This window comes from Streptomyces sp. NPDC096324, assembly GCF_044763015.1.
Lineage (GTDB): Bacteria > Actinomycetota > Actinomycetes > Streptomycetales > Streptomycetaceae > Streptomyces.
In genome coordinates this window covers 196,559-215,724 of sequence record NZ_JBIWFK010000012.1, presented here as the reverse complement: position 1 = coordinate 215,724, position 19,166 = coordinate 196,559, and the positions used below count along the sequence as shown (strand labels likewise).

18 protein-coding genes are annotated in these 19,166 nt (G+C 71.3%); 10 read left to right on the top strand and 8 right to left on the bottom strand.

What is annotated here, in order from left to right; translation table 11 throughout:
- Nucleotides 1-204 precede the first annotated feature (204 nt).
- Complete coding sequence (locus ACIQ7M_RS30800; protein ID WP_403650576.1) at nt 205-639, bottom strand: VOC family protein; 435 nt, start codon at nt 637-639, stop codon at nt 205-207.
- A 208-nt stretch (nt 640-847) separates the two neighbouring features.
- Here ACIQ7M_RS30800 and ACIQ7M_RS30795 point away from each other — a divergent pair, with 208 nt between their 5' ends.
- Entirely contained in the window at nt 848-1,612 is a 765-nt protein-coding gene (locus ACIQ7M_RS30795) for a polysaccharide deacetylase family protein (RefSeq protein WP_403650683.1), read from the top strand.
- 143 nt (nt 1,613-1,755) lie between these two features.
- Here the strand turns inward: ACIQ7M_RS30795 and ACIQ7M_RS30790 are convergent, their stop codons facing one another.
- Entirely contained in the window at nt 1,756-1,965 is a 210-nt protein-coding gene (locus ACIQ7M_RS30790) for a hypothetical protein (protein WP_386977309.1), read from the bottom strand.
- Nucleotides 1,966-2,301: 336 nt separating this feature from the next.
- A complete protein-coding gene (locus tag ACIQ7M_RS30785) occupies nt 2,302-3,144 on the bottom strand; it encodes an MBL fold metallo-hydrolase (protein WP_403650573.1) in 843 nt (280 codons plus the stop codon).
- A gap of 146 nt (nt 3,145-3,290) precedes the next feature.
- Here ACIQ7M_RS30785 and ACIQ7M_RS30780 point away from each other — a divergent pair, with 146 nt between their 5' ends.
- A complete protein-coding gene (locus ACIQ7M_RS30780; RefSeq protein WP_403650571.1) occupies nt 3,291-3,818 on the top strand; it encodes a DinB family protein in 528 nt (175 codons plus the stop codon).
- A 279-nt stretch (nt 3,819-4,097) separates the two neighbouring features.
- On the top strand, nt 4,098-5,312 hold the full coding sequence (locus ACIQ7M_RS30775) for a glycoside hydrolase family 3 N-terminal domain-containing protein (protein WP_403650569.1): 1,215 nt from the start codon (nt 4,098-4,100) through the stop codon (nt 5,310-5,312).
- A gap of 134 nt (nt 5,313-5,446) precedes the next feature.
- On the opposite strand, the gene ACIQ7M_RS30770 is transcribed toward ACIQ7M_RS30775, so the two are convergent.
- Both ACIQ7M_RS30770 and ACIQ7M_RS30765 read right to left on the bottom strand, forming a co-directional pair.
- Nucleotides 5,447-7,861 carry an ABC transporter permease gene (locus ACIQ7M_RS30770; RefSeq protein WP_403650567.1) on the bottom strand — a complete coding sequence of 805 codons (2,415 nt, stop codon included), beginning with the start codon at nt 7,859-7,861 and terminating at the stop codon, nt 5,447-5,449.
- On the bottom strand, nt 7,858-8,550 hold the full coding sequence (locus tag ACIQ7M_RS30765) for an ABC transporter ATP-binding protein (RefSeq protein ID WP_386977295.1): 693 nt from the start codon (nt 8,548-8,550) through the stop codon (nt 7,858-7,860). Before ACIQ7M_RS30765 ends, ACIQ7M_RS30770 begins: the two co-directional genes overlap by 4 nt.
- A 221-nt stretch (nt 8,551-8,771) precedes the next feature.
- Between ACIQ7M_RS30765 and ACIQ7M_RS30760 the strand changes: the two genes are divergently transcribed.
- Both ACIQ7M_RS30760 and ACIQ7M_RS30755 read left to right on the top strand, forming a co-directional pair.
- Nucleotides 8,772-10,175 carry a sensor histidine kinase gene (locus tag ACIQ7M_RS30760; RefSeq protein WP_403650564.1) on the top strand — a complete coding sequence of 468 codons (1,404 nt, stop codon included), beginning with the start codon at nt 8,772-8,774 and terminating at the stop codon, nt 10,173-10,175.
- Nucleotides 10,160-10,903, top strand: a complete 744-nt coding sequence (locus ACIQ7M_RS30755; protein WP_403650562.1) for a response regulator — start codon at nt 10,160-10,162, stop codon at nt 10,901-10,903. The genes ACIQ7M_RS30760 and ACIQ7M_RS30755 overlap by 16 nt, the downstream gene beginning before the upstream one ends.
- A gap of 62 nt (nt 10,904-10,965) precedes the next feature.
- Here ACIQ7M_RS30755 and ACIQ7M_RS30750 read toward each other — a convergent pair whose 3' ends face one another.
- Nucleotides 10,966-12,114: a winged helix DNA-binding domain-containing protein gene (locus ACIQ7M_RS30750; RefSeq protein WP_403650560.1), complete on the bottom strand. Its 1,149-nt coding sequence runs from the start codon at nt 12,112-12,114 to the stop codon at nt 10,966-10,968.
- A gap of 236 nt (nt 12,115-12,350) precedes the next feature.
- On the opposite strand from ACIQ7M_RS30750, the gene ACIQ7M_RS30745 reads away from it, so the two are divergent.
- The 3 genes from ACIQ7M_RS30745 (at nt 12,351) to ACIQ7M_RS30735 (ending at nt 15,540) form a co-directional block, all read left to right on the top strand.
- The gene (locus ACIQ7M_RS30745; RefSeq protein WP_403650558.1) at nt 12,351-13,112 is read left to right on the top strand and encodes a hypothetical protein; all 762 of its coding nucleotides are present in this window, start codon (nt 12,351-12,353) and stop codon (nt 13,110-13,112) included.
- 158 nt (nt 13,113-13,270) lie between these two features.
- Nucleotides 13,271-14,062, top strand: a complete 792-nt coding sequence (locus ACIQ7M_RS30740) for a DUF4239 domain-containing protein (protein ID WP_403650681.1) — start codon at nt 13,271-13,273, stop codon at nt 14,060-14,062.
- Between the two features lie 272 nt (nt 14,063-14,334).
- On the top strand, nt 14,335-15,540 hold the full coding sequence (locus ACIQ7M_RS30735) for a DNA gyrase subunit B (RefSeq protein WP_403650556.1): 1,206 nt from the start codon (nt 14,335-14,337) through the stop codon (nt 15,538-15,540).
- A 175-nt stretch (nt 15,541-15,715) separates the two neighbouring features.
- On the opposite strand, the gene ACIQ7M_RS30730 is transcribed toward ACIQ7M_RS30735, so the two are convergent.
- Nucleotides 15,716-16,621, bottom strand: coding sequence for a hypothetical protein (locus ACIQ7M_RS30730; RefSeq protein ID WP_403650554.1), 906 nt, complete (start codon nt 16,619-16,621; stop codon nt 15,716-15,718).
- 155 nt (nt 16,622-16,776) lie between these two features.
- On the opposite strand from ACIQ7M_RS30730, the gene ACIQ7M_RS30725 reads away from it, so the two are divergent.
- Nucleotides 16,777-17,505, top strand: coding sequence for a VOC family protein (locus ACIQ7M_RS30725; protein ID WP_403650552.1), 729 nt, complete (start codon nt 16,777-16,779; stop codon nt 17,503-17,505).
- A gap of 103 nt (nt 17,506-17,608) precedes the next feature.
- Here the strand turns inward: ACIQ7M_RS30725 and ACIQ7M_RS30720 are convergent, their stop codons facing one another.
- The gene (locus tag ACIQ7M_RS30720) at nt 17,609-18,532 is read right to left on the bottom strand and encodes an EamA family transporter (RefSeq protein ID WP_403650550.1); all 924 of its coding nucleotides are present in this window, start codon (nt 18,530-18,532) and stop codon (nt 17,609-17,611) included.
- A gap of 75 nt (nt 18,533-18,607) precedes the next feature.
- On the opposite strand from ACIQ7M_RS30720, the gene ACIQ7M_RS30715 reads away from it, so the two are divergent.
- Entirely contained in the window at nt 18,608-19,132 is a 525-nt protein-coding gene (locus ACIQ7M_RS30715; protein WP_403650548.1) for a MarR family winged helix-turn-helix transcriptional regulator, read from the top strand.
- The last annotated feature ends 34 nt before the right edge of the window (nt 19,133-19,166 follow it).

Sequence of the window (19,166 nt, the reverse complement as noted above, 5' to 3'; positions counted from 1 at the left end):
CCGGGCGCTGAACCAGAACTGCTCGACGGATGCGTTCCGACGGGACGGGTGCGGAGATCCGAACTCCCGCGCCGGGCTGGGGAGTCACCGGGTCCGGGCGGCGGTCCTCGGCCATGGCGCCGAGGACCCGCCGGGAGGGCGCGCCTCCGTACGGACGTCACATCACCCGTGCCGCCGACGCGCGTCTCGATCCCATTCCGTTGTTCAGTCGAGACAAAACTCGTTGCCCTCGATGTCCTGCATCGCGATGCAGGACTCGTTCTCGTCGTCGGCGAGCAGTGTCTGCACATGGGTCGCGCCGAGCGCGATCAGTCGCTCGCATTCGGCCTTCAGGACGGCCAGACGCTCGTCACCCACGAGACCGGTGCCGGCCCGCACGTCCAGGTGCACCCGGTTCTTGACGACCCTGCCCTCGGGAACGCGCTGGAAGTAGAGCCGCGGGCCGACACCTGAAGGGTCGGCGCACGCGAACCACGAGCCCCGGTCCTCAGGGGGCCGCGAACCCTCGTAGTCCTCCCACGTGGCGAACCCCTTCGGCGGTGACGGCACGACGTACCCGAGCACCTCGCACCAGAAGCGGGCGACACGCTCGGGCTGCTCACAGTCGAAGGTGACCTGGAACTGCTTCACGGATGACATCGGCCCACCGTAACAGGGCGGCAGGGCGGCCGAACTCTCGCTGAGAACCGGCACGTTGACACGGCGCCAGGAGCTGCTCCCGGGGCTGTGTCCCCATTTCCCCCCGGAATTGTCCGTGATCCGTAACAGACGCATCCCCCGGTCGCCATCGCTCGTCCTGCCAGGTGGTCGGTGGGCGACCGAGGAACTGCGCGAGAGCGGGGCGGACATGGCACGGCACGGCAGCAAGCGGGGCTGGTACGGGAAGGTGGCCGCGGCGGCACTCGGGGTGACGGTGCTGGCCGCCGGCGCCTCGGTGTGGACCGCGCAGGCCGGTGCCGTGCAGGACTCGTCGCCCCGCCCGGCCGCGTCGGCCAAGCCCGTCAAGCCGGTGGCGGTGACGATCGCGCACGCCTCGGACAAGGGGGCGAGCGGTGTCAACATCACGATCGACGACGGCCCCGACCCCGTATGGACTCCTCAAGTGCTCGACGTCCTGCGCGAGTACGGAGTGAAGGCCACCTTCTGCATGGTGGGGACTCAGGCGCAGGCGCACCCGGATCTCGTGAAGAAGGTGGTCGCCGCCGGCCACCGGCTGTGCGACCACTCGGTGTCGCACGACACCACCATGGACACCAAGTCGCAGGCCTACCAGTCGCAGCAGATACTCGACGCCGAGCGCATGATCACCAAGGCGTCCGGGGGCGTACGGCCGATGTACTACCGGGCGCCCGGCGGTGCCTTCACCCCGTACAGCCGCAAGCTGGCCGCCTCGCGGGGCATGCGACCGCTGGGCTGGAACGTGGACTCCAAGGACTTCGAGCGGCCGGGCACGGACGCGGTCGTCGCCACGGTCGAGCGGGAGCTGCCCAACGGGCCGACGCTCCTCTTCCACGACGCGGGCGGCGACCGCTCGCAGACGGTCGAGGCCCTGCGCCGGATCCTGCCCCGGCTCAAGGAGCAGGGCCACACGTTCGGCTTCCCGGTGCGCTGAGTCTCGGGCCGCAGCCGTGTGTCAGGACCGCCGGGTGATGGGCGGCGGGCGCCACGGACGGCCCTCGTGACCGCCGCCGCCCGGAAGCCGTCGGCTTCCGGGCGGTCGAGGCGCGTCGGAGCGGGCAGGCCCCGTACGGCGGATCAGCGCTGCTGCGTCCCGGGCGGAAGGGCCAGGCCGGCGGCGGGAGCGGCGGGCCAGGAGCCCTCGGCCGCGACGGGGGCGGAAGCCCTGAGAGGCGGCATCACCCGCTGCAGGTCGCTGCGAATCCGCTCGGCCTCACCTCGGACCTGCGCGGGAACGTCACCGCGCTCCGCGACGAGCTGGCGGTAGATCGGGGCTTCCTGGAACACGGACAACGCGTCCTTCCTGTCGAGGCCTCGCGCCGGACACGGAGGCGGTTGCCGAGTGTACGGGCCTCACGGCCCCCTCCGTTCCAGCGCGGAACCCCGGCGCCCCCATCACACGCCTCCCGGCCCGCCGCCGAGCCGGCACGGAGCTGTTCCTCCAGTCCCCCGCGGGTCCAACAACCCACGACCAGGCGACTTTTCAGCCCCTGCCACCCCTGCCGCCTTCTCCATACCGCAACGAATGTGCGGCTGGCCACACCGACGCGACCGGACCCGACGAAGGCCCTGAATCCCCGCCGCGGCGGGGACGGTGTCACGCGGGATGCTCGAGCGGCGGCCTCATGGCCGCCGGCCGGGCGACTCGTCGGACTCGCTGCTCCGGGTGAGGTGCTGGAACTGCCGTTCGTGCACACCGGGCAGCCAGTCCTTGCCGTACGAGGCCGACGGGTCGAGCCGCGGGTCGCCGGGGGCGCGGGCGTCACGCACGGCATGTACGTAGGCGCGATCCTGGGCGATGCGTGCGCGAACCTCGCCACCGCGACCGACGGACCCGTGCCCGGGGATGACGACATCGACGTCGTCCGCCACGTCCTCGAACAACCTCAGTGCGGCGAGGTAGCTCTCGATCGGGTCAGCGGTGCCGTTCAGGTCGAGCATCGGGATGAGCACGTCGGAGAGCATGTCGCCGGCGACGAGAACCCCGGCTTCCTCGATCAACAGCGCCGCATGGCCCGGGGCGTGCGCGTCATGCTCGATGATCCGGACGAGAGGGCCGTCCCAGGGAATGCGCGCCGCCTCGGCGGGCAGCCCGGAAATGTGGCCCAGCAGGTCCAGCGGTACCTGCTCGACGATGTCCGCCGGGATCAACGTGGACACTCGGGCCATCGCGCCTTCGCCCGACAGCCGCTCCCGGGCAGTGGCGGCGCAGCGCGCCGTGGCGTAGCGGGGTGCCGAGCCGAGCGTGGCGTGCCACAGAAGGTGGTCCCAATGAGGATGCGTGGAAAACCCCGCCACAACGGTCTGCCCCGCATCGGACAGGTCGTTCGCGAGGCAGACCATTTCGTGGCCCTGCACCCCGGCGTCGATGAGCAGCACACCGGCGCCGCCCTGTACGACAACGGCGTTGGTCCGCATGAACTCACTCTGGTGAACCAGCACACCCTCCGCGACCCGCTTCAGCACGTGGGCTCCTCCCGCTCGCGGTTTGCGTCCCTCGCCGAGACCGTAGTACCCGCCGCACCAATTTCTTGCTCAACACCGACTTTTCTTCCCAGCACTGACTCTTTAACCCAAAATCGACTTCTCACCCAACACCGACAGGTGGTGCCATGTACGACCTCACAGCGCTGCTGCGCGAGTACGACCGGGCCCGCGGCTACACCGACGAGCTGTGGAGGGACCTCACCCCGGACGAGGTGATCTGGCGCCCTCATGAGAATTCCAGCGCCATCGGGTGGCATCTCGGGCACCAGGCCCACGTCGCCCACTTCATGATCCGCAACCTCACCGCGGCGGAGCCCAGCCCGGACCCGGAGCTCGACGGGATCATGGACTCGGCGAACCCGGAGAAGTTCCGCGGCGCGCTGCCCACGGTCGAGCGGCTGTCCGCGTTCCGCGCCGCCGTCGCCGAACGCGTCCATGCGCGTATCGGCGACATCGCGGCCGGAAACGTCGGCGCCCCCGCCCAACTGACCGTCGTCGCCACCCATCTGATGACCACCCTCATCAACCACGAGTACCAGCACGACCAGTGGATCAGCGAGGTCAGGGCCGACGATCTCGGCCACGCGCTTCCGCCCGACCCCGAATCGGACCGTCTCGGCCGCCTCGACGGCTACCTCGTCCTGGACGCCTAGGGCCACCTGGCCGCCGGCCATCGGTGGAAGTCCCTCACGACCCCCACTACGCTTGTGGGGACATACGTTGCGCGGCGCTGTTCGCCGCGCGGCCCGCGTGCCCCGGGAGGGTGCGCCGACCGGGCTCCGCGCAGACCCGCGAGCACGCGTCGAGCCCGCCGGAAGGCGGGCGTCGCACGCTCGGACTCAGCCCATGTACGCGGAGGTACGCTGGACACGGCAACTGACTTCCCGCACAGGATACAAGCGGTCCCCAGCAGGCATCCTCGGAGTATCTTCATGGCATCGCACCAGTCGCCCACCCATCGCCCCGGCGTCAGCCGACGTGTCTGGCTCGCATCCGCGCTGGCGGTGTCGCTCGCGGCGGCGGGAGTGGCGGGCGTGCAGGTCTCGCGGGCCGCCACGATCGACCCCTCCGCCCCGGTCTCGAAGCTCGCGGCGCCCACGTGCGCCGACCGGACCTACTCGGCGATGACGACCGCCCAGCGGGTCGGTCAGCTCTTCATGGGAGGGGTCACGCCGTCCGCCCCGGACAGCAAGCGGATCGCGCTCATGCACCAGTACCACGTCGGCTCGGTGTTCCTCGCCGGGCGCAGCAAGGCCGGGACGGCGGCGACGAAGACCGTTGTCAACGGTCTTCAGGCGAAGGCGGACACCGTGGCCGGGCACCGTGTGGGCCTCCTGGTCTCGACCGACCAGGAGGGCGGGCAGGTGCAGGTGCTGTCCGGTCCCGGTTTCTCGACCATCCCGAGTGCGCTGACGCAGGGGACGTGGACGACGACGAAGCTGCGCGGCGAATCGGCCGTGTGGGCCAAGCAGCTCAAGTCGGCCGGTGTGAACCTGAACCTCGCACCCGTCGCGGACGTCGTGCCGGCGAGCCTCGGCACGGCCAATCCTCCGATCGGCAAGTTCAACCGCGAGTTCGGTCATACCGCCGCGGTCGTGGCCCCGCACAGCGACGCGTTCCTGGAGGGCTCCTTGCAGTCCGGGGTCCTGGCCACGCTCAAGCACTTCCCCGGGCTCGGCTATGTCCGCGGTAACACGGACACCACGGCGGGAGTCGTGGACTCGGTGACGACGAGCACGAGTTCGAGCATCACGCCGTTCAAGTCGGGGATCCAGGCCGGGGCGCCGTTCGTCATGATCTCGTCCGCGACGTACAGCAAGATCGACGCGAAGAACCGGGCCGCGTTCTCGTCGACGGTGATCCAGACGCTGCTGCGCAAGAACCTCGGGTTCAAGGGCGTGGTCATCTCGGACGACCTCGGGAACGCGGTCGCGGTGAAGGCCGTCGCCCCGGGCGACCGCGCGGTCAAGTTCCTCTCGGCCGGCGGTGACGTGGTCCTGACGGTCGAACCGAACCTGATCCCGGCCATGACCAAGGCGGTGCAGAGCCGGATGACGACGAGCTCGACGTTCCGCACACAGGTGAGTCAGAGCGTCCATCGCATCCTGAACGCCAAGCAGAAGGCGGGCCTGCTCACCTGCAGTTGACCAGCGCGGTCCACCGCCCGGCGATGACCGGCGGGGCTGAAACCGCCCCTCCGCGTGAGCGGTTCGCGCCCCCGACGCCGTGCGGTTCGCACCCCCCGGGACTCGGTGGGCGCCGCACGGCGTCGAGGGGGTGGTCACTCGGTGCGCAGGGCCGTGGCCGTACGGACCTTGGCCGCCCATCCCGCGGGGGCCATGGCACCGATGAGGGCGACGAGCACCCCGGCCAGGCCCAACAGCACCAGCTGCGTGCCGTCGTACACGTCGAGGACCGAAGGCGGCAGGCCGGTGCCGGCGGCCTCGCCCATGACCGGCAGGACGTAGTCGTGGAGCGCGAACCCGGCCGGGACCCCGATCAGTCCGCCGACCACGCCGATGCCGGCCACCGAGGCGAGTACGAGACTCACGGTCTGCCGCGGGGACATGCCGAGCGCCTTGCACACGCCGAGGTCGTGGACGCGTTCACGGGTGTCGAGGACGACGGAGTTGAGCACGCCGAGGCCCGCCACGGAGACCAGCATCAGGGTGAGGAGCGCGGCCATCGCCTCCAGCAGGACGATCATGTTCTCCCCCTCGGGGGCGGATTCGGCGAAGGCGGCGCCGCCCAGCGGCTCGACCACGGCGGCGAGCTTCCGCGCGTAGTCGGCGGGCGAGACCCCCGGCACGACCTCGATGTGGAAGGCCTCCGGTTTCGCCTTGGAGAAGCTCGCCAGGTCCGCGTGGACCCGCATGCCGTCGTCCGACGTGTCGAAGGCCTCGCCGACGATGCGCAGGCTCACCGTCTCCTTCTGGAAGGTGACCCGCACGGACTCGCCGATCCTGGTGCCCGTCCGCTCCAGGAAGTGGGTGGGCACCACGACCTGGCCCCGTCCGGTGATCCAGTGCCCCGCGATCATCTCGTAGCTGCCGGCGCGGGAGTCACCCTGGTAAAGGGTGGCCCGGACGGTGCCGGAGATCCCGGCCACCCTGGCGTCGCCCGTCGCCGTGCCGTAGTACGACGCTGTGCCGGACTGCTTCGCGATCGCCGCACGCACCGCCTCCGGATCGGCCGACGGCTGCTGCTCGTTCGAACCCGAACCGGCCGGAGCACGCCCGGAACCGGCCGGGGGCGCCTTCTCCACCCGGCCGGCGCCGGGACCCGAGCCGCCCGCCCCGCTGATGGCGGTGACATCGGCGCTGTTCTCGGGATCCTGCGCGCTCGCCACCGCGTTGAGGGACTGGGTCAGTCCCACCGCGAACGTCGCGGCCACGGTCCCGAAGGTCACCGCCAGCACCATGGCGATCGCCCGCACGGGATGCGCGAAGGGACTCGCGAGGCCGTACGTGACCGGACGGGGCAGCGGGAGCCGCCCGGCCGCGCGGTGCGCCCACTGACCGCGCGTGGTGCGCGGCGCCCTGCCGACGGCGATGGCCTCCACCGTACGCAGCCTCCCGGCCCGCAACGCGGGTACCAGCGCCGCGACCGCGACCACGAGCAGCGCACCGGCGGGCACCACCACGTCCACCCACCAGGCCACCGACAGCGACACCGTGCCGTACACCGACTCGGTGTCGTTCAGCAGCGGCACGGCCAGCAGATTGCCGAGGACGACACCCAGCGCGATGCCGGCCGCGGCGGGGATCAACGCCTGCGCCACATAGGCCCGTACGACCTCGCGCGGGGTGAATCCGATGGCCTTGAGGATGCCGATCCGGCGCAGGCCGGTGCCGACGGCGCCGCTGATGACACTGCCGACGATGATCACCGACATGACGATGCCGAGCACGCCGAACGCGAACAGGAACGGGATCGTCGCGGCCGCGCCCTGATCGGTGGCGTGCTTGGTGTCCAGCCACGACTGGGTACCGACCAGCGCCCCGGAGGGCAGGGCGGCGGTGAGCTTCTTGCGGTCGGCGGTGACCTGCGCCTTCGTGGCAGCGGAGTCGAAACGGTAGAGCATCTGACTCGTCAGGACGCTCTCTCCGGTGGCGAGGGACCTGACCTGGGCGGGGGTCGCCCACATGTCGGCGCTCCCGCTCGCGGACAGGGCGAAGCCGACGATGGTCAGCTTCGCCGCGTCCGCCTCCTCCGAAGTCTTCAGGGTCGCGCCGAGCACGAGATCCGGGCCCTGGAACGAGGCGGACAGCACGATCTCGCCCGACCTGCGGGGCCACCGGCCCGACTTCAGATCGAGTGCGTCCACGTCCTTACCGGGACCGGGCCGTCCGACGAGCGTCAGCGCGGGCAGGTGTCCGCCGCCCTGGCCGATCGGGTTGATCGTCGTGGACGGGAACGGTCCCGCGCTCGCCGTGACCCCCTCCAGGCCCCGGGTGCCTGCGAGTTGGGCGCCGTCGGCCTTCTTCGGGTCGAGCTGCGCGATGAGGTGCGCCCCGCGCTGCCGGGCGAAGGCGTGGTCGAAGGGAGCGTTCGTGGCGACCATGAGGGACCCGGCGACCACGGCCGAGGCCACCGCCATCATGGTGGCCACGGCGATCACCAGCGTCTGGACGCGTCGTCTGCCGACCCCGGAGCGCACGACCCGCCCGAGGGCGCCGTCGCCGAACGCGATCATCGGACGGCCTCCGCGTGCGTGTCGACCGCGACCTTGCCGTCGACCAGATGGATCGTGCGGTGCGCGCACGCCCGGGCCAACTCCAGGTCGTGCGTGACCAGGACGACCGTCTGTCCGCCGCGGTGCAGATCCACGAGCAGCTCCCGGACCTCCTGGCCCGACGCGGTGTCCAGCGCGCCGGTCGGCTCGTCGGCGAGCAGCAGCGCGGGCCTGTTCACCAACGCCCTTGCCACCGCGACACGTTGGCGTTCGCCGCCGGACAGGCGTCCGGGGTAGGCGCGGGCGTGCTTCTGGATTCCGAGCACCTCCATCAGCTCCCCGGCACGGGTAGCCGCCGCCCGCCGGGCGGTTCCGGTCAACTGGGCCGGGAGCTGGATGTTGTCGGCGACGGTGAGGTCGTCGAGCAGGTTGAAGAACTGGAAGACCATGCCGATCCGTTCGCGGCGGAACCGGGCCAGCGCGTGCTCGCTCAGCCGGTCGATGCGCTGCCCGGCCACGGTCACGGTGCCCTCGCTCGGCCGGTCGAGACCGGCGATGAGATTGAGCAGCGTGGACTTGCCGCTGCCGGACGGCCCCGTCACGGCCAGGGCCTCGCCCTCGGCCACGCCGAGATCGACCGGCCCGAGCGCCGCGGTGTCGGCGCCGCCGTACCGCTTGGCCACGCCCTCCAGTTCGATCACGTGATTCATGGGTGTGTCCGTCCTTCGTGGTCGGGAAGCCTGTGCCCTGTACGGGCTCGGTGAACGTATGGGCGGACGCCTTGGCGGCGCGTCGGCCGTGGCACCGACATATGGCCCTCCCCGCGAAGGACCCGGCGGCGGGGTCATCCTGGAGGAGTACGTCTGGCGGTCAGGTGCGCCGGTCACACAGGCGGACGTGGACCCGTGCGGCGGGGCCGCACAATGTGCGGATGGACAAGGAGGACCCGAACGGGCGGCCGCGCGACACGTCGTGGGCGGGCACAGGGCGAGAGCGGGCCGGCCACTGGCGGGTGCGGGCCGGCGACGTACTGCGGCCGGGGACGTGGTGGGCGCATCTGCGCGACGCGATGCGTCCGGAGGGCGAGCCCGCCCCGCTGTCCCGGCGAGCGGTGCGCCTGGACGTGGTGCTGGCGGTCGTCCTGACCGTCGTCGCGCTGGTCGTGGCGGCGCGCTACCCCGGGGACGGGCCGGTACGGATCAGCTCCCGGGCCGTGACCGAGGGCCGGGGCTCGATCCCGTACCCCCCGGCCGTTCCCGAACCCGGGCCGATGTTCGAACCGGCGACCGAGCCCAGGTCCGCGCCCTGGGTCCTGGTCGTGCTGTCGGCGCTGCCGCTGGCGGCCCGGCGCAGGTATCCGCTGCTCGCGTTCGGGGTCATCGCGACCGCCGTACTGGCCCTGGCGGACGACGTCTCCTGGATCAACGTGCTGACCTGCAGTATCGCCGCGTACGGAGCCGTCGCGCACAGCCGCTACCGGACGCGGGCCCTGGCCGGTCTGATCGTCGCGGCCGTGCTGGCCGGTGTCGCGTTCCGGGATGCGGATCCCATGCTTCCCGGCTGGTCCAGTCCCGCCGTGGTGCTCCTGGTCGTCGGGGTGCTGGCGAGCCTCGTCCGGCTCGGGCGGCTGCGGCTGGAGGCCAGCCGGAAGCGTTTCACGGACCTCCAGCAGACCCAGGAGACGGCCATGCGCCGGGCCGTCGAGGAGGAGCGCGCCCGGATCGCCGCCGAGCTCCACGACGTCGTCACCCACAATGTGAGCGTGATGGTCATTCAGGCGGGGGCGGCACGCAAGGTGATGGACGCGGCGCCGGAACGGTCCAAGCAGGCACTGCTGGCGGTGGAGGCCGGGGGCCGCGCCGCGATGGCCGAACTCCGCCATGTGATGGGCCTGCTCGCGGGCGCGGAGGCGGGCGCCGACACCCCCGCCGACGGTCTGGAACCGCAGCCCGGCCTCGGGCAGCTCGACGCCCTCGCCGAGCGGGTGCGGGCCGCCGGGACCCCGGTGGGCCTGACGGTGTCGCTGCCTCCCGGGCCGCTGCCTCCCGGGGTGGAGCTCACGGCGTACCGCGTCGTCCAGGAGGCACTCACCAACACGATCAAGCACGCGGCGGGTGCCGGCGCGGCGGTGTCGATCGGCTTCGCCGGCTCCTGGCTGGAGATAGAGGTCACCGATACGGGAGCGGTACGGGAGTCGCCGCCGGTGGGCGGAAACGGCCGCGGGCTGATCGGGCTGCGCGAGCGGCTCGCGGTGTACGGCGGCAGGCTCACCGCCGGGCCCACGCTCACCGGCGGCTACCAGGTCACGGCCCGCATCCCGTGGGAGGCGGTGTGAACGGGCCCGCGCTGCGCGCCGTCATCGCGGACGACCAGGCCCTGGTGCGCACCGGTTTCGGGATGATCCTCGCCGCCGACGGGATCGAGGTGGTGGCCGAGGCGGCGGACGGCGCCGAGGCGGTCGACGCCGTGCGACGCACCCGGCCCGACGTGGTCCTCATGGACATCCGGATGCCGCGGATGGACGGCATCGAGGCCACCCGGCGCATCCTCTCCGGCAGCCCCGAAGGCACCGACGGCTCCGGGAGTTCCGGGAGCTCCCAAGGCTCCGAGGGCACCCGGGTCATCATCCTCACGACGTACGACCTCGACCACTACGTGTACGCGGCGCTCACCGCCGGAGCGAGCGGGTTCCTGCTCAAGGACGTCACCCCCGAGCACCTCGTGGCGGCCGTACGCCTCGTGCGCTCCGGCGACGCGCTGCTCGCGCCCACGATCACCCGCCGACTGATCGAGCGCTTCGCGCACCGCCAGGAGTCCCCGCAGACCGGCCTCCACCGCGATCTGTCCGGGCTGACCCCGCGTGAACTGGAGGTTCTCCGCCTCATGGCGACCGGCCTCAGCAACGCCGAGCTCGCGGACCGCCTGTTCCTGAGCCCGACCACGGTGAAGACCCATGTGGGCCGCATCCTGTCGAAGCTCGATCTGCGGGACCGGGTGCAGGCCGTCGTCCTCGCCTACGAGAGCGGGCTGATCTCTCCCCAGGGGCCGAACAGCACCGGCTGACGTCCTGGGTCCGGCCCGGCCCCCTCGGTGTCAATTCACCCGCCGGACCGTCATGTCCGCGGTCAGGAAGCGCTCTCGACCGTCCTGCTCTCGACGCCCGGGATCCCCTTGTCCCACCAGTGGTTGTAGCGGCTGTACGGTGCCGGGTCCCGATCCGCGAGCAGGGCCGCCAGTTTCCGCGCCTCTTCGGTCAGGCCGCGCCAAGCCGCCTTGTCGAGCTTGCGGAACGCGGTCAGTTCCAGGCCTCCGTCCGTCGCGCGCCACACCCCGGCGACCTGACCGTCGACGAGCAGGGTGGGCAGCATGTCGCCGTTGCGCCGGACGACGAGCGGCCGGTACTCCTGGGGCATGACACGGCCGGGGAGGGCGTGGGCCAGCAGCGTGCTGTCCCACATCGGCAGCAGCCTCGGCGGCGCGGGGGTGTCCTCGGCGGGCACGGTGGCGTCCGGCAGGTCGAAGAGTGCGGCGCGGGCCGGCCCGGGAACCCGCCGCACCACCTGGTCGCCGAGCTCACTCAGCGCCTGGGTGATCACGGGGCGTCCCAGCAGGGTGAACCGCGCGAAGTCCGGTGCCGACGCCGGTCCGAACGCCCGCAGGTAGGACAGCAGGAGCCGCCGTACCCCCGCCGCCGCGTCCTTCGTCTCGTCCACCGGGTCCACCGCCGAAGCGCGATAGGTGTTCGGCAGCTTGAAGGACCACGGGCCGCCGGTCGGCGTGTGCTGGATCGGCGCGTACGTCCTCAGGGCCCACCACAGGCGGTGCGCGTCGGCGCCGAGGCTCTCGGTGAACTCGGCCTCCACGTCGGCTCCGGTGCGGGGGCCGGCCATGAACGCGGCGAGCCGCGGAAGCAGCGTGTCGGCGTCCTCCTCGCTCAGCTCGGTCGAGGTGTAGCGGCGGTCGTACAGCCGCGACGCCCTCAGGCTCCGGACCATCGCCGCGTGGTACGGCGCGTAGTCGTCGGCGTGGACGGCGTGCAGGGTGATCCGCATGAGGGTCGCCTTCACGATCCGGCGGTCCGTGAACGCCGCGTCGAGGTCCTCGGGCACGAAGCCCTCGACACGGTTCCACAGAGCCAGGTACGGCGAAGCGGGCGCCTGTGCCTGAACGGCGCAGACCTGGCGGACCGCCTCCGCCACGTCGAGGCGCTTGCGCTCCAGAAGGAGCTGCCGGTCCAGGGTCGCCAGGGTGAGCCGGCGCGCGGTGAGGGTCACGCTCGGATTATCCCGCCCGGTCGGCATCGGCGGCACCGTACGACGGCCACCCGCCCGCACGTGCCGGCCAGTGGGCCACCGATCCGGGTCGTGAACGCCGGCACGCCGTACACGCGCACCGGGAACCCCGCGGAAGCACCGCACCCAAACCCTGACACGGCGTCAGGGTCCCCTCAGGGTCGAGGCGGGGGCGTCACGGATAGCGGTTGCCACGGTGTGGCCAGCAGGCTGAGGTCATGTTGAACACGACTCCCGATGGCCGCCGTTCGTCACTCGCCCGCCGCGCCGCGCTCGCTCTCGCCGGGGCCGCCGCCCTGACGGGGCTCGTGGGGGCCTACACCCCCAGCTTCGCGTCCGCGGAACCGAGTTCGACCACCCCGACGTCCGCCACCGACTTCAGCGACTGCCCCGCCCTTCCGGCCGGGGCCGACCCGGCTCTCTGGCGGTGTGAAGTCCACACCGCGGCACCTCGGTTGACCCTGGGAAAGGTCGAGGTGACTCTCGCTCCGATCACCATGACGCATGCCGAGGGGCCGATGCCGGACGGCTCCAAGGCACAGGTCTGGGGTGCGATGCACAGCGCGCCCACCGTCGTTCCGGGCGGGCTCACCGGCACCGCCGCGGGTGAGCACGCACGACAGCTCCGCCTGGCGGTCAAGCCGGAGTACGGGGGCCGGTCCGACTTCTACACCGGGCAATTCAGCCTGCGCTTCCGGCTGTTGAGCCCACTGCTGCCGCACGGATGCACGGTCGGTGCGAGCGCGCCGGTCGATTTCCAGCTCAAGCGGTCGGGCCCCTCCAAGTGGGTCTCGCAGGATCCACCGATCATCGAGTTCTCGGCCTACGACGACACCTTCACCGCCCCCGCGGCCGAACACTGCGGGCCCCTGACAGGGCCGCTCAACCGGCGCCTGGGGCTGCCCGCGTCGAGCGGAAACCTGATGACGTACGACGCGACGTACACGTTCCTGATGTACGACCGGCTGCCGTCCGCGTGAGGCCGCCGGTCGGCCACCCCGCGCGCACCGGGCCACCGACCACGTCCGCGCACGCTCGAAGATCTCTCACTCGGTGGTGTGAACTTGCCGGTCACACCCGTAGCGGCTGATCAACTCCGTGCGTTTGGGGAGTCGTGTCCCCTCTAGACTCCCCGCACATCTCGCTCTGGCTGCTCAACCACTTCAGCACCTTCACGCTGACCGTCGTCATCGTCGGTGGGACCGTCCTCCTCGCTGTCGGCGGCAGCGTGCTGCTGCGCCGCAGGTACCCCTCGGTGGCCCGCGGCGAACACAACGAGATGGTCGGGGTGACGCTCGGCATGTTCGGCGCGATCTACGGGATCATCCTCGCCTTCGTCATCGTCACCCTCTGGACCCAACTGGAGGACACGCAGACCATCGTCGCCTCCGAGGCCACCGACGCGGCGCTCATCACCCGGGACGCCAGCGCGTTCCCGGCGCCGGTACGTGCTCGGCTCGACGCCACGATGAACGGTTACGTCCACTCGGTCGTCGAGGACCAGTGGCCCCGGATGCGCGAGGGAAACCCCAGCTACGGGGCCACGGAAACCCACCTCCGGTCCGCGTTCGAGACACTTCAGCAGTACGACCCGAAGAGCCAGAGCGAGCAGGTTTTCTACGAGGAGGCGGTCACCCATCTCAACGACGTCGCCAACCAGCGCCGCGCCCGCATCACCATGGCACGCCAGGAACTCCCGGCGCTGCTCCAGGTCCTGGCCTTCGGCGGCGCACTCGTCCTGATCCCGCTCACGTTCCTCTACGGCATGCGCAAGCTGAGGGTCCAGATCCTCTTCGTCGCCTCGGTCGCCGGACTCGTCGGCTTCAGCCTGCTCCTGGTCTTCGTCCTGGACCGCCCCTTCGCCGGCGAACTCAGCGTGACCCCCGCCCCGTTCAAAGAGGGGGCGCTCGCCCAGTACTGGACCCGGTGAGGCGACTCCATGTGCGCGAGGTACTGAACAGCCGTCGTAGAAAGCCGAGTTCTGCGAATAACGACCTCGGCGTTGCCTAGAACGGTGTCTTCCACGGCTTCGGCGGGACCGCCAACGCGGTGCGACGGCTCTCCGCCGCCCTGGGGTCGACCGCCGCCCCGCAGGCCGTCACCGACCGACCTGAACTCTCGCAACAATCCCTCTGACCTGGCGTTTTGGAGAAAATCGTCTAGCGTGGCGAGCACTGCCGAGCACCGTCTCAGGGGGCCTTCATGAGCCAGGAAATCACCGGTATCTACGCGGCTCGCCTTCGGGTGCCGGAAGGGTTCGAAGCGGTTCGGAAGCGGCCGGGGATGTACGTCGGCTCGACCGGTGAACGCGGCCTGCGTCAGCTGGTGTTCGATGTCGTCGAACGCGCGGCCAACGAGGCTCTGGCCGGTCAAGGCGGGCGTATCGACGTCACCCTCACGGACGACCGCGGTGTCCGGGTGGCCGATCACGGGCCGGGCGTTCCCGTTGAAGCGGCTGGTCACACCGACGGACCCGGCCTCGAAGACATGCTGACGCGTCTGCGCACCTACCCCCGCGGCCTTCGTGGCCGTCACACCCTGGCCATGAGCGCCCTGCGCACCGAACCAGCCGTGGTCAACGCGCTGTCGAGCCGGCTGACGGTGGAGGTGCGCCGTGGAGGCGGACGTTGGGTCCAGGAGTTCACGCGCGGTGTCGCTGTCGCCCCGCCCGCGCTCGTGGGGGCGACGACCGGAAGCGGCACCATCATCACCTTCTGGCCCGACGCCGACATCTTCGAGACCACGCAGCCCTCGTTCACCGACCTGGCGAACCGCTTCCGTGAAGTGGCCGCCCTGAACGGGGGCTTGTGCCTGTCACTGACCGACGAGAGCGACCGGGACGAGTCCCGGTCCGCGGTGTTCCGGTTCTCGGACGAGGAACGGGACCTGGTCGCCGCCCTCGGCATGGAGACAGGGTCGCGCGTGCACCCGGACGTCATCGCCTTCGAGGAGGAGGACACCCGGATGGCGGGGACGGCCGAAGTGTCCCTGCGGTGGTGCGACTCCCCCGAGGCGAGCGTCCTCAGTTTCGCCAACAGCATCCGCACCTACGAGGGCGGCACGCACGAGACGGGCCTCCGCGACGGGGTGACCTCCGCCGTCGACGCGTACGCCCGCGAGCACCTGCTGTTGACGGCCACGGATCCCCGACCGAGCTTCGAGCACATCGGCCGGGGCCTGACGGCCGTCGTATCCGTCAAACTGGACGGACCCGAGTTCTACGGAGCCACGCGCACCCGTCTGGGCGGCGACGGCGACGCCGTTCACCCCGGCGTGCGGGACTCCGGTGCCGTCCACGCGGGTGTCCGGGACGCCGTCCGAGCGCACCTCGGCACATGGCTGAACCAGCATCCGGAACAGGCCGCGGCCGTCATCGGCCGGATCATGGAGAGATCCCACCAGCACTGAGCGGCAGCGACCGCGCCCCCGGACCTCAGGGCTTCGACCGTCACGCGTCGCCGCGCCCGTAGCTGCGCGGTGCTTCGACACTCGCCTGCCCCCACATCGCGGACGCGGGCGTCCGCGGACTCCCCCGGAAGCAAGCCGAGTTGGGGGCCGCCCGCCCGTGCCTCCGTGCGTCGCCTCACCGCCCGGCCGCGGACATGAGCAGGTCCTGGTACGGCTTGGACTGGAACTGGAGCGGCGGAGCCATGTCGCCGAAGGACTCGCCGAACGCGCTGGGCGAGCCCGCCAGTTCACGCCTTACCCACTCCCCCGTGTCGTCGCCGGTGAGGCCGGGCGCGAGGGCCGCGCAGACTCGTACGCCCGTGTGCGGGTCGGTGAGCCAGGGGCGCGTGTCGCCGCCGAGGCGGCCGATGGCGATCATGAGGGTCGCCACTTCGTACGAGGAGTCGGCGGCCTGGGCCATCGACGTCAGCCGGTCCAGCAGTGCCGGGCGTTGTGCCGACACCGAGGGGTGTCCGGCCAGTGACCCGACGGCCGCGGCGGCACACGTCCTGCGCTGGACGCGTTCCGACGCGAGGTGCGGCAGCGTTGGCCGCAGGAGCGTGGGAACGAGGTCGAAGCAGGCGAGCGCCGCCCGGTCGAGGACGAGTTCGCCCCTGCCCGTGCCGTCCCGCCACATGCGGGTCCGCGCGTCGGCTTCGGCCGCCAGATAGGCGTCGGTCCAGGCTCTCAGCTCCGCCGCGCGTGCCGCGGCCCGGGCGCGGATCTCCGGCGCCCGTTCGCCGAGGTCGCCCGCGACGCCCACCCTGTACAGGTAGGCGAGCATCGCGTCCGGCATGGAAGGATCGTCAGGCCCCAGCAGCGGATTGTCGAGGAGTTCGGCGACCAGCAGCGCGGTGGGTGCCGTCGCCGGCCAGGCCTTGCCCTCCCGGCGGAGCGTCGTCGACCACAGGTGTGTGTACCCGTCGACGAACGCGTCCGCGTCGTCACCGAGGAGTGCGGCGAGACGGCGCGGGGTGTCGGAGGCCCGGCCCTCGGCGTGGAAGAGCTGGGACCAGTCCACGTCATCCATGCGATCGTCCACGGTGGGGATGGTGCCACACCGTTCGACCGACGGGCTTCGACCAGCCGCGGCGTCCGGGAAACTCGGATGCGGGCCCCGCACCGTCCTCCCTATGCTGCACGCGCGCGGAGCGCAGCGCGTCGAATCGGCCGTCAGCGAATCGGAGTTGCTCAGGTATGACCAGTCGACTGTTCGCGATCTGCTTCAACGCCACCCGGCCGTCGGACCTGGCGCGGTTCTGGTCCGGTGTCCTGGGCTGGCAGTCGGCCGACGGCCCCGACGACGACGTCGCGATCCTGCCGTCCGAGGGGGCAGGGTTCCGCATCCGTTTCCTGCCGAGCCAGGAACCGAGGACCGGCCGGAACCGGGCGCACTTCGACCTCACCAGCTCGTCCCCGGAGGATCAGCTACGGACGGTGGCCAGGGCTCTGGAACTCGGCGGCGAGCACCTTGACGTGGGCCAACTCCCGGAAGAGGAACACGTGGTGCTCGCCGATCCGGACGGCAACGAGTTCTGCGTCATCGAGGCGGGCAACAAGTTCCTCGCCGACACCGGCGTCATCGGTGCGCTGGCCTGCGACGGTACGCGGGAGGTCGGCTACTTCTGGAGCGAGGCGCTGCGGTGGCCGCTGGTCTGGGACCAGGACCAGGAGACCGCGATCCAGTCACCGGACGGCGGCACGAAGATCACCTGGGGCGGTCCCCCGGTGGCGCCGAAGACGGGCAAGAATCGACTGTTCTTCGAGCTGGCGCTCCCCGCGGACGCCGACCCGGAGGCTGAGCTCGCCCGCCTGGTCTCGCTCGGCGCGACGCGGACGTCCACCGGCGAGGGCCACGGCGACCGCGTCCTGCTGCTCGACCCCGACGGCAACGAATTCGTCGTACAGCGGCAGCGGCAGGCGTAGCGACCCGGCCCCGCCGTTCGCCGTCCCACTCTCCCGCCCGCGACGTTCACCGACTCCTCCGCTCCGCGTACGTCGCCGCGGTGCCCTCGCCATGCCGGGCGGCTCATCGGCGAGCCACCCGCTGTCGCGGCTCGCTCACGTGTTCCGGGCGAGGTGCTGCCTGAGTGGTGTCCTGTCGGCCGGCGCGTTTGGGCCGACCCAGGACGACTCCGGCCAGGACCAGGACCAGACCGCCCAGTTGCTGCACGGTCATCGCCTCTTTCGCGACCACCGTGCCGAGCAGGACGCCGGTGACGGGGTTGAGTAGTCCGATCAGTCCGACGGTCCCGGTGGGCAGATGCCGCAGCCCGGTGAACCAGGCGGCGAAGGCCAGCGCGGTGGCGATCAGGGTGACATAGCCGAAGGCGAGGGCCGTCTGCCCGGAGAGCGCCGGCGGACCGCCTTCCACGGCCGCGGCGACCGGGAGCAGGAACAGCCCTCCGGCGGTGAGCTGCCAGGCGGTGGAGGCGAGCACGTCGACTCCGGCGCTCCACCGTTTGGCCAGGATGAACCCGAAGGACGACACCAGCATCGCGGCGGCCGAGGCGAGGACTCCCGGGACGCTCACCGCGTCCACCCCGGAGAGCAGCATGAGGCAGACCCCTCCGAGCCCGATCGCGGCGCCCGTCAGGTGGGCGGCCCGGGGCCGCTCGGAGACGAGGGGCCAGGCTATGAGCATCATCGTCAGCGGGGCCACCGCCATGACGGTCGACGCCACGCTCGTCGGCAGGAGCTGGGAGGCGGCGTAGACGAGGACGAAGAACACGCTCATGTTGAGCAGCCCGAGCACCGCGGACCGCCACCACCACGCGCCGTGCGGCAACCGTCTGCACAGGGCGAGCAGGACGAGGCCCGCGGGCAGCGCCCGCAGGGCGGCCCCGTAGAGGGGTCGGTCGGCCGGCAGGAACTCGTGCGTCACGAAGTAGTTGGTCCCCCAGGCCACCGGCGCGACCGCGGTCAGGGCCACCCATCGCATATTACCTTCCATGGAAGGTAATATAACTTCCCGGGAAGCTAATATGAAGCCATGGAGCACGGTGAATCTCTCGGGCACGGTGAATCCGTGGAGCGAAGCGCATCCCAGGACCGCGTGGCCCACATCCAGGCGGAGTGGCGCCGCGAGCGCCCCGACGTCGACATCGCCCCACAGGGTGTGATCGGCCGATTGCACCGCCTGGCCGACCGGCTCACCGAGGAACTGCGTCTCGTGTACGACCGCTACGGTCTGAGCGAGGGCGAATTCGACGTCCTGTGCGCTCTGCGCCGGGCCGGTGAACCCTACGAACGGGCGCCCGGGGAACTCGCCGCCCACACCATGGTCACCACCGGCGCGATGACGAAGCGGATCGACCGCCTGGAGCGGGCCGGCCTCGTCACCCGCCGCCGTTCCCACGGCGACCAGCGCGGCCGGATCGTCGCCCTCACCGGGCCCGGACGCGAATTGATCGACCAGGCGTTCACCGACCACATGCGCAACGAACGGCACCTGCTGGAGGCGCTGACGACGGCCGAGGCCGCGTCGCTGGAAGCGCTGCTCATCACCTGGCTGTCCCGCATGGACGATCCGCGCCCGCCCGTCGGCGCGTGACGGGAAGACGTAGGGGCGAGGGATTGTCGGCGTC

What these genes read in the sequence shown, in the direction of transcription:
- ACIQ7M_RS30800 (WP_403650576.1), bottom strand. Translation starts at nt 639, where the DNA reads ATGTCATCCGTGAAGCAGTTCCAGGTCACCTTCGACTGTGAGCAGCCC.
- ACIQ7M_RS30795 (WP_403650683.1), top strand. Translation starts at nt 848, where the DNA reads ATGGCACGGCACGGCAGCAAGCGGGGCTGGTACGGGAAGGTGGCCGCG.
- ACIQ7M_RS30780 (WP_403650571.1), top strand. Translation starts at nt 3,291, where the DNA reads ATGTACGACCTCACAGCGCTGCTGCGCGAGTACGACCGGGCCCGCGGC.
- ACIQ7M_RS30775 (WP_403650569.1), top strand. Translation starts at nt 4,098, where the DNA reads ATGGCATCGCACCAGTCGCCCACCCATCGCCCCGGCGTCAGCCGACGT.
- ACIQ7M_RS30770 (WP_403650567.1), bottom strand. Translation starts at nt 7,861, where the DNA reads ATGATCGCGTTCGGCGACGGCGCCCTCGGGCGGGTCGTGCGCTCCGGG.
- ACIQ7M_RS30765 (WP_386977295.1), bottom strand. Translation starts at nt 8,550, where the DNA reads ATGAATCACGTGATCGAACTGGAGGGCGTGGCCAAGCGGTACGGCGGC.
- ACIQ7M_RS30760 (WP_403650564.1), top strand. Translation starts at nt 8,772, where the DNA reads ATGGACAAGGAGGACCCGAACGGGCGGCCGCGCGACACGTCGTGGGCG.
- ACIQ7M_RS30745 (WP_403650558.1), top strand. Translation starts at nt 12,351, where the DNA reads ATGTTGAACACGACTCCCGATGGCCGCCGTTCGTCACTCGCCCGCCGC.
- ACIQ7M_RS30735 (WP_403650556.1), top strand. Translation starts at nt 14,335, where the DNA reads ATGAGCCAGGAAATCACCGGTATCTACGCGGCTCGCCTTCGGGTGCCG.
- ACIQ7M_RS30725 (WP_403650552.1), top strand. Translation starts at nt 16,777, where the DNA reads ATGACCAGTCGACTGTTCGCGATCTGCTTCAACGCCACCCGGCCGTCG.
- ACIQ7M_RS30720 (WP_403650550.1), bottom strand. Translation starts at nt 18,532, where the DNA reads ATGGAAGGTAATATGCGATGGGTGGCCCTGACCGCGGTCGCGCCGGTG.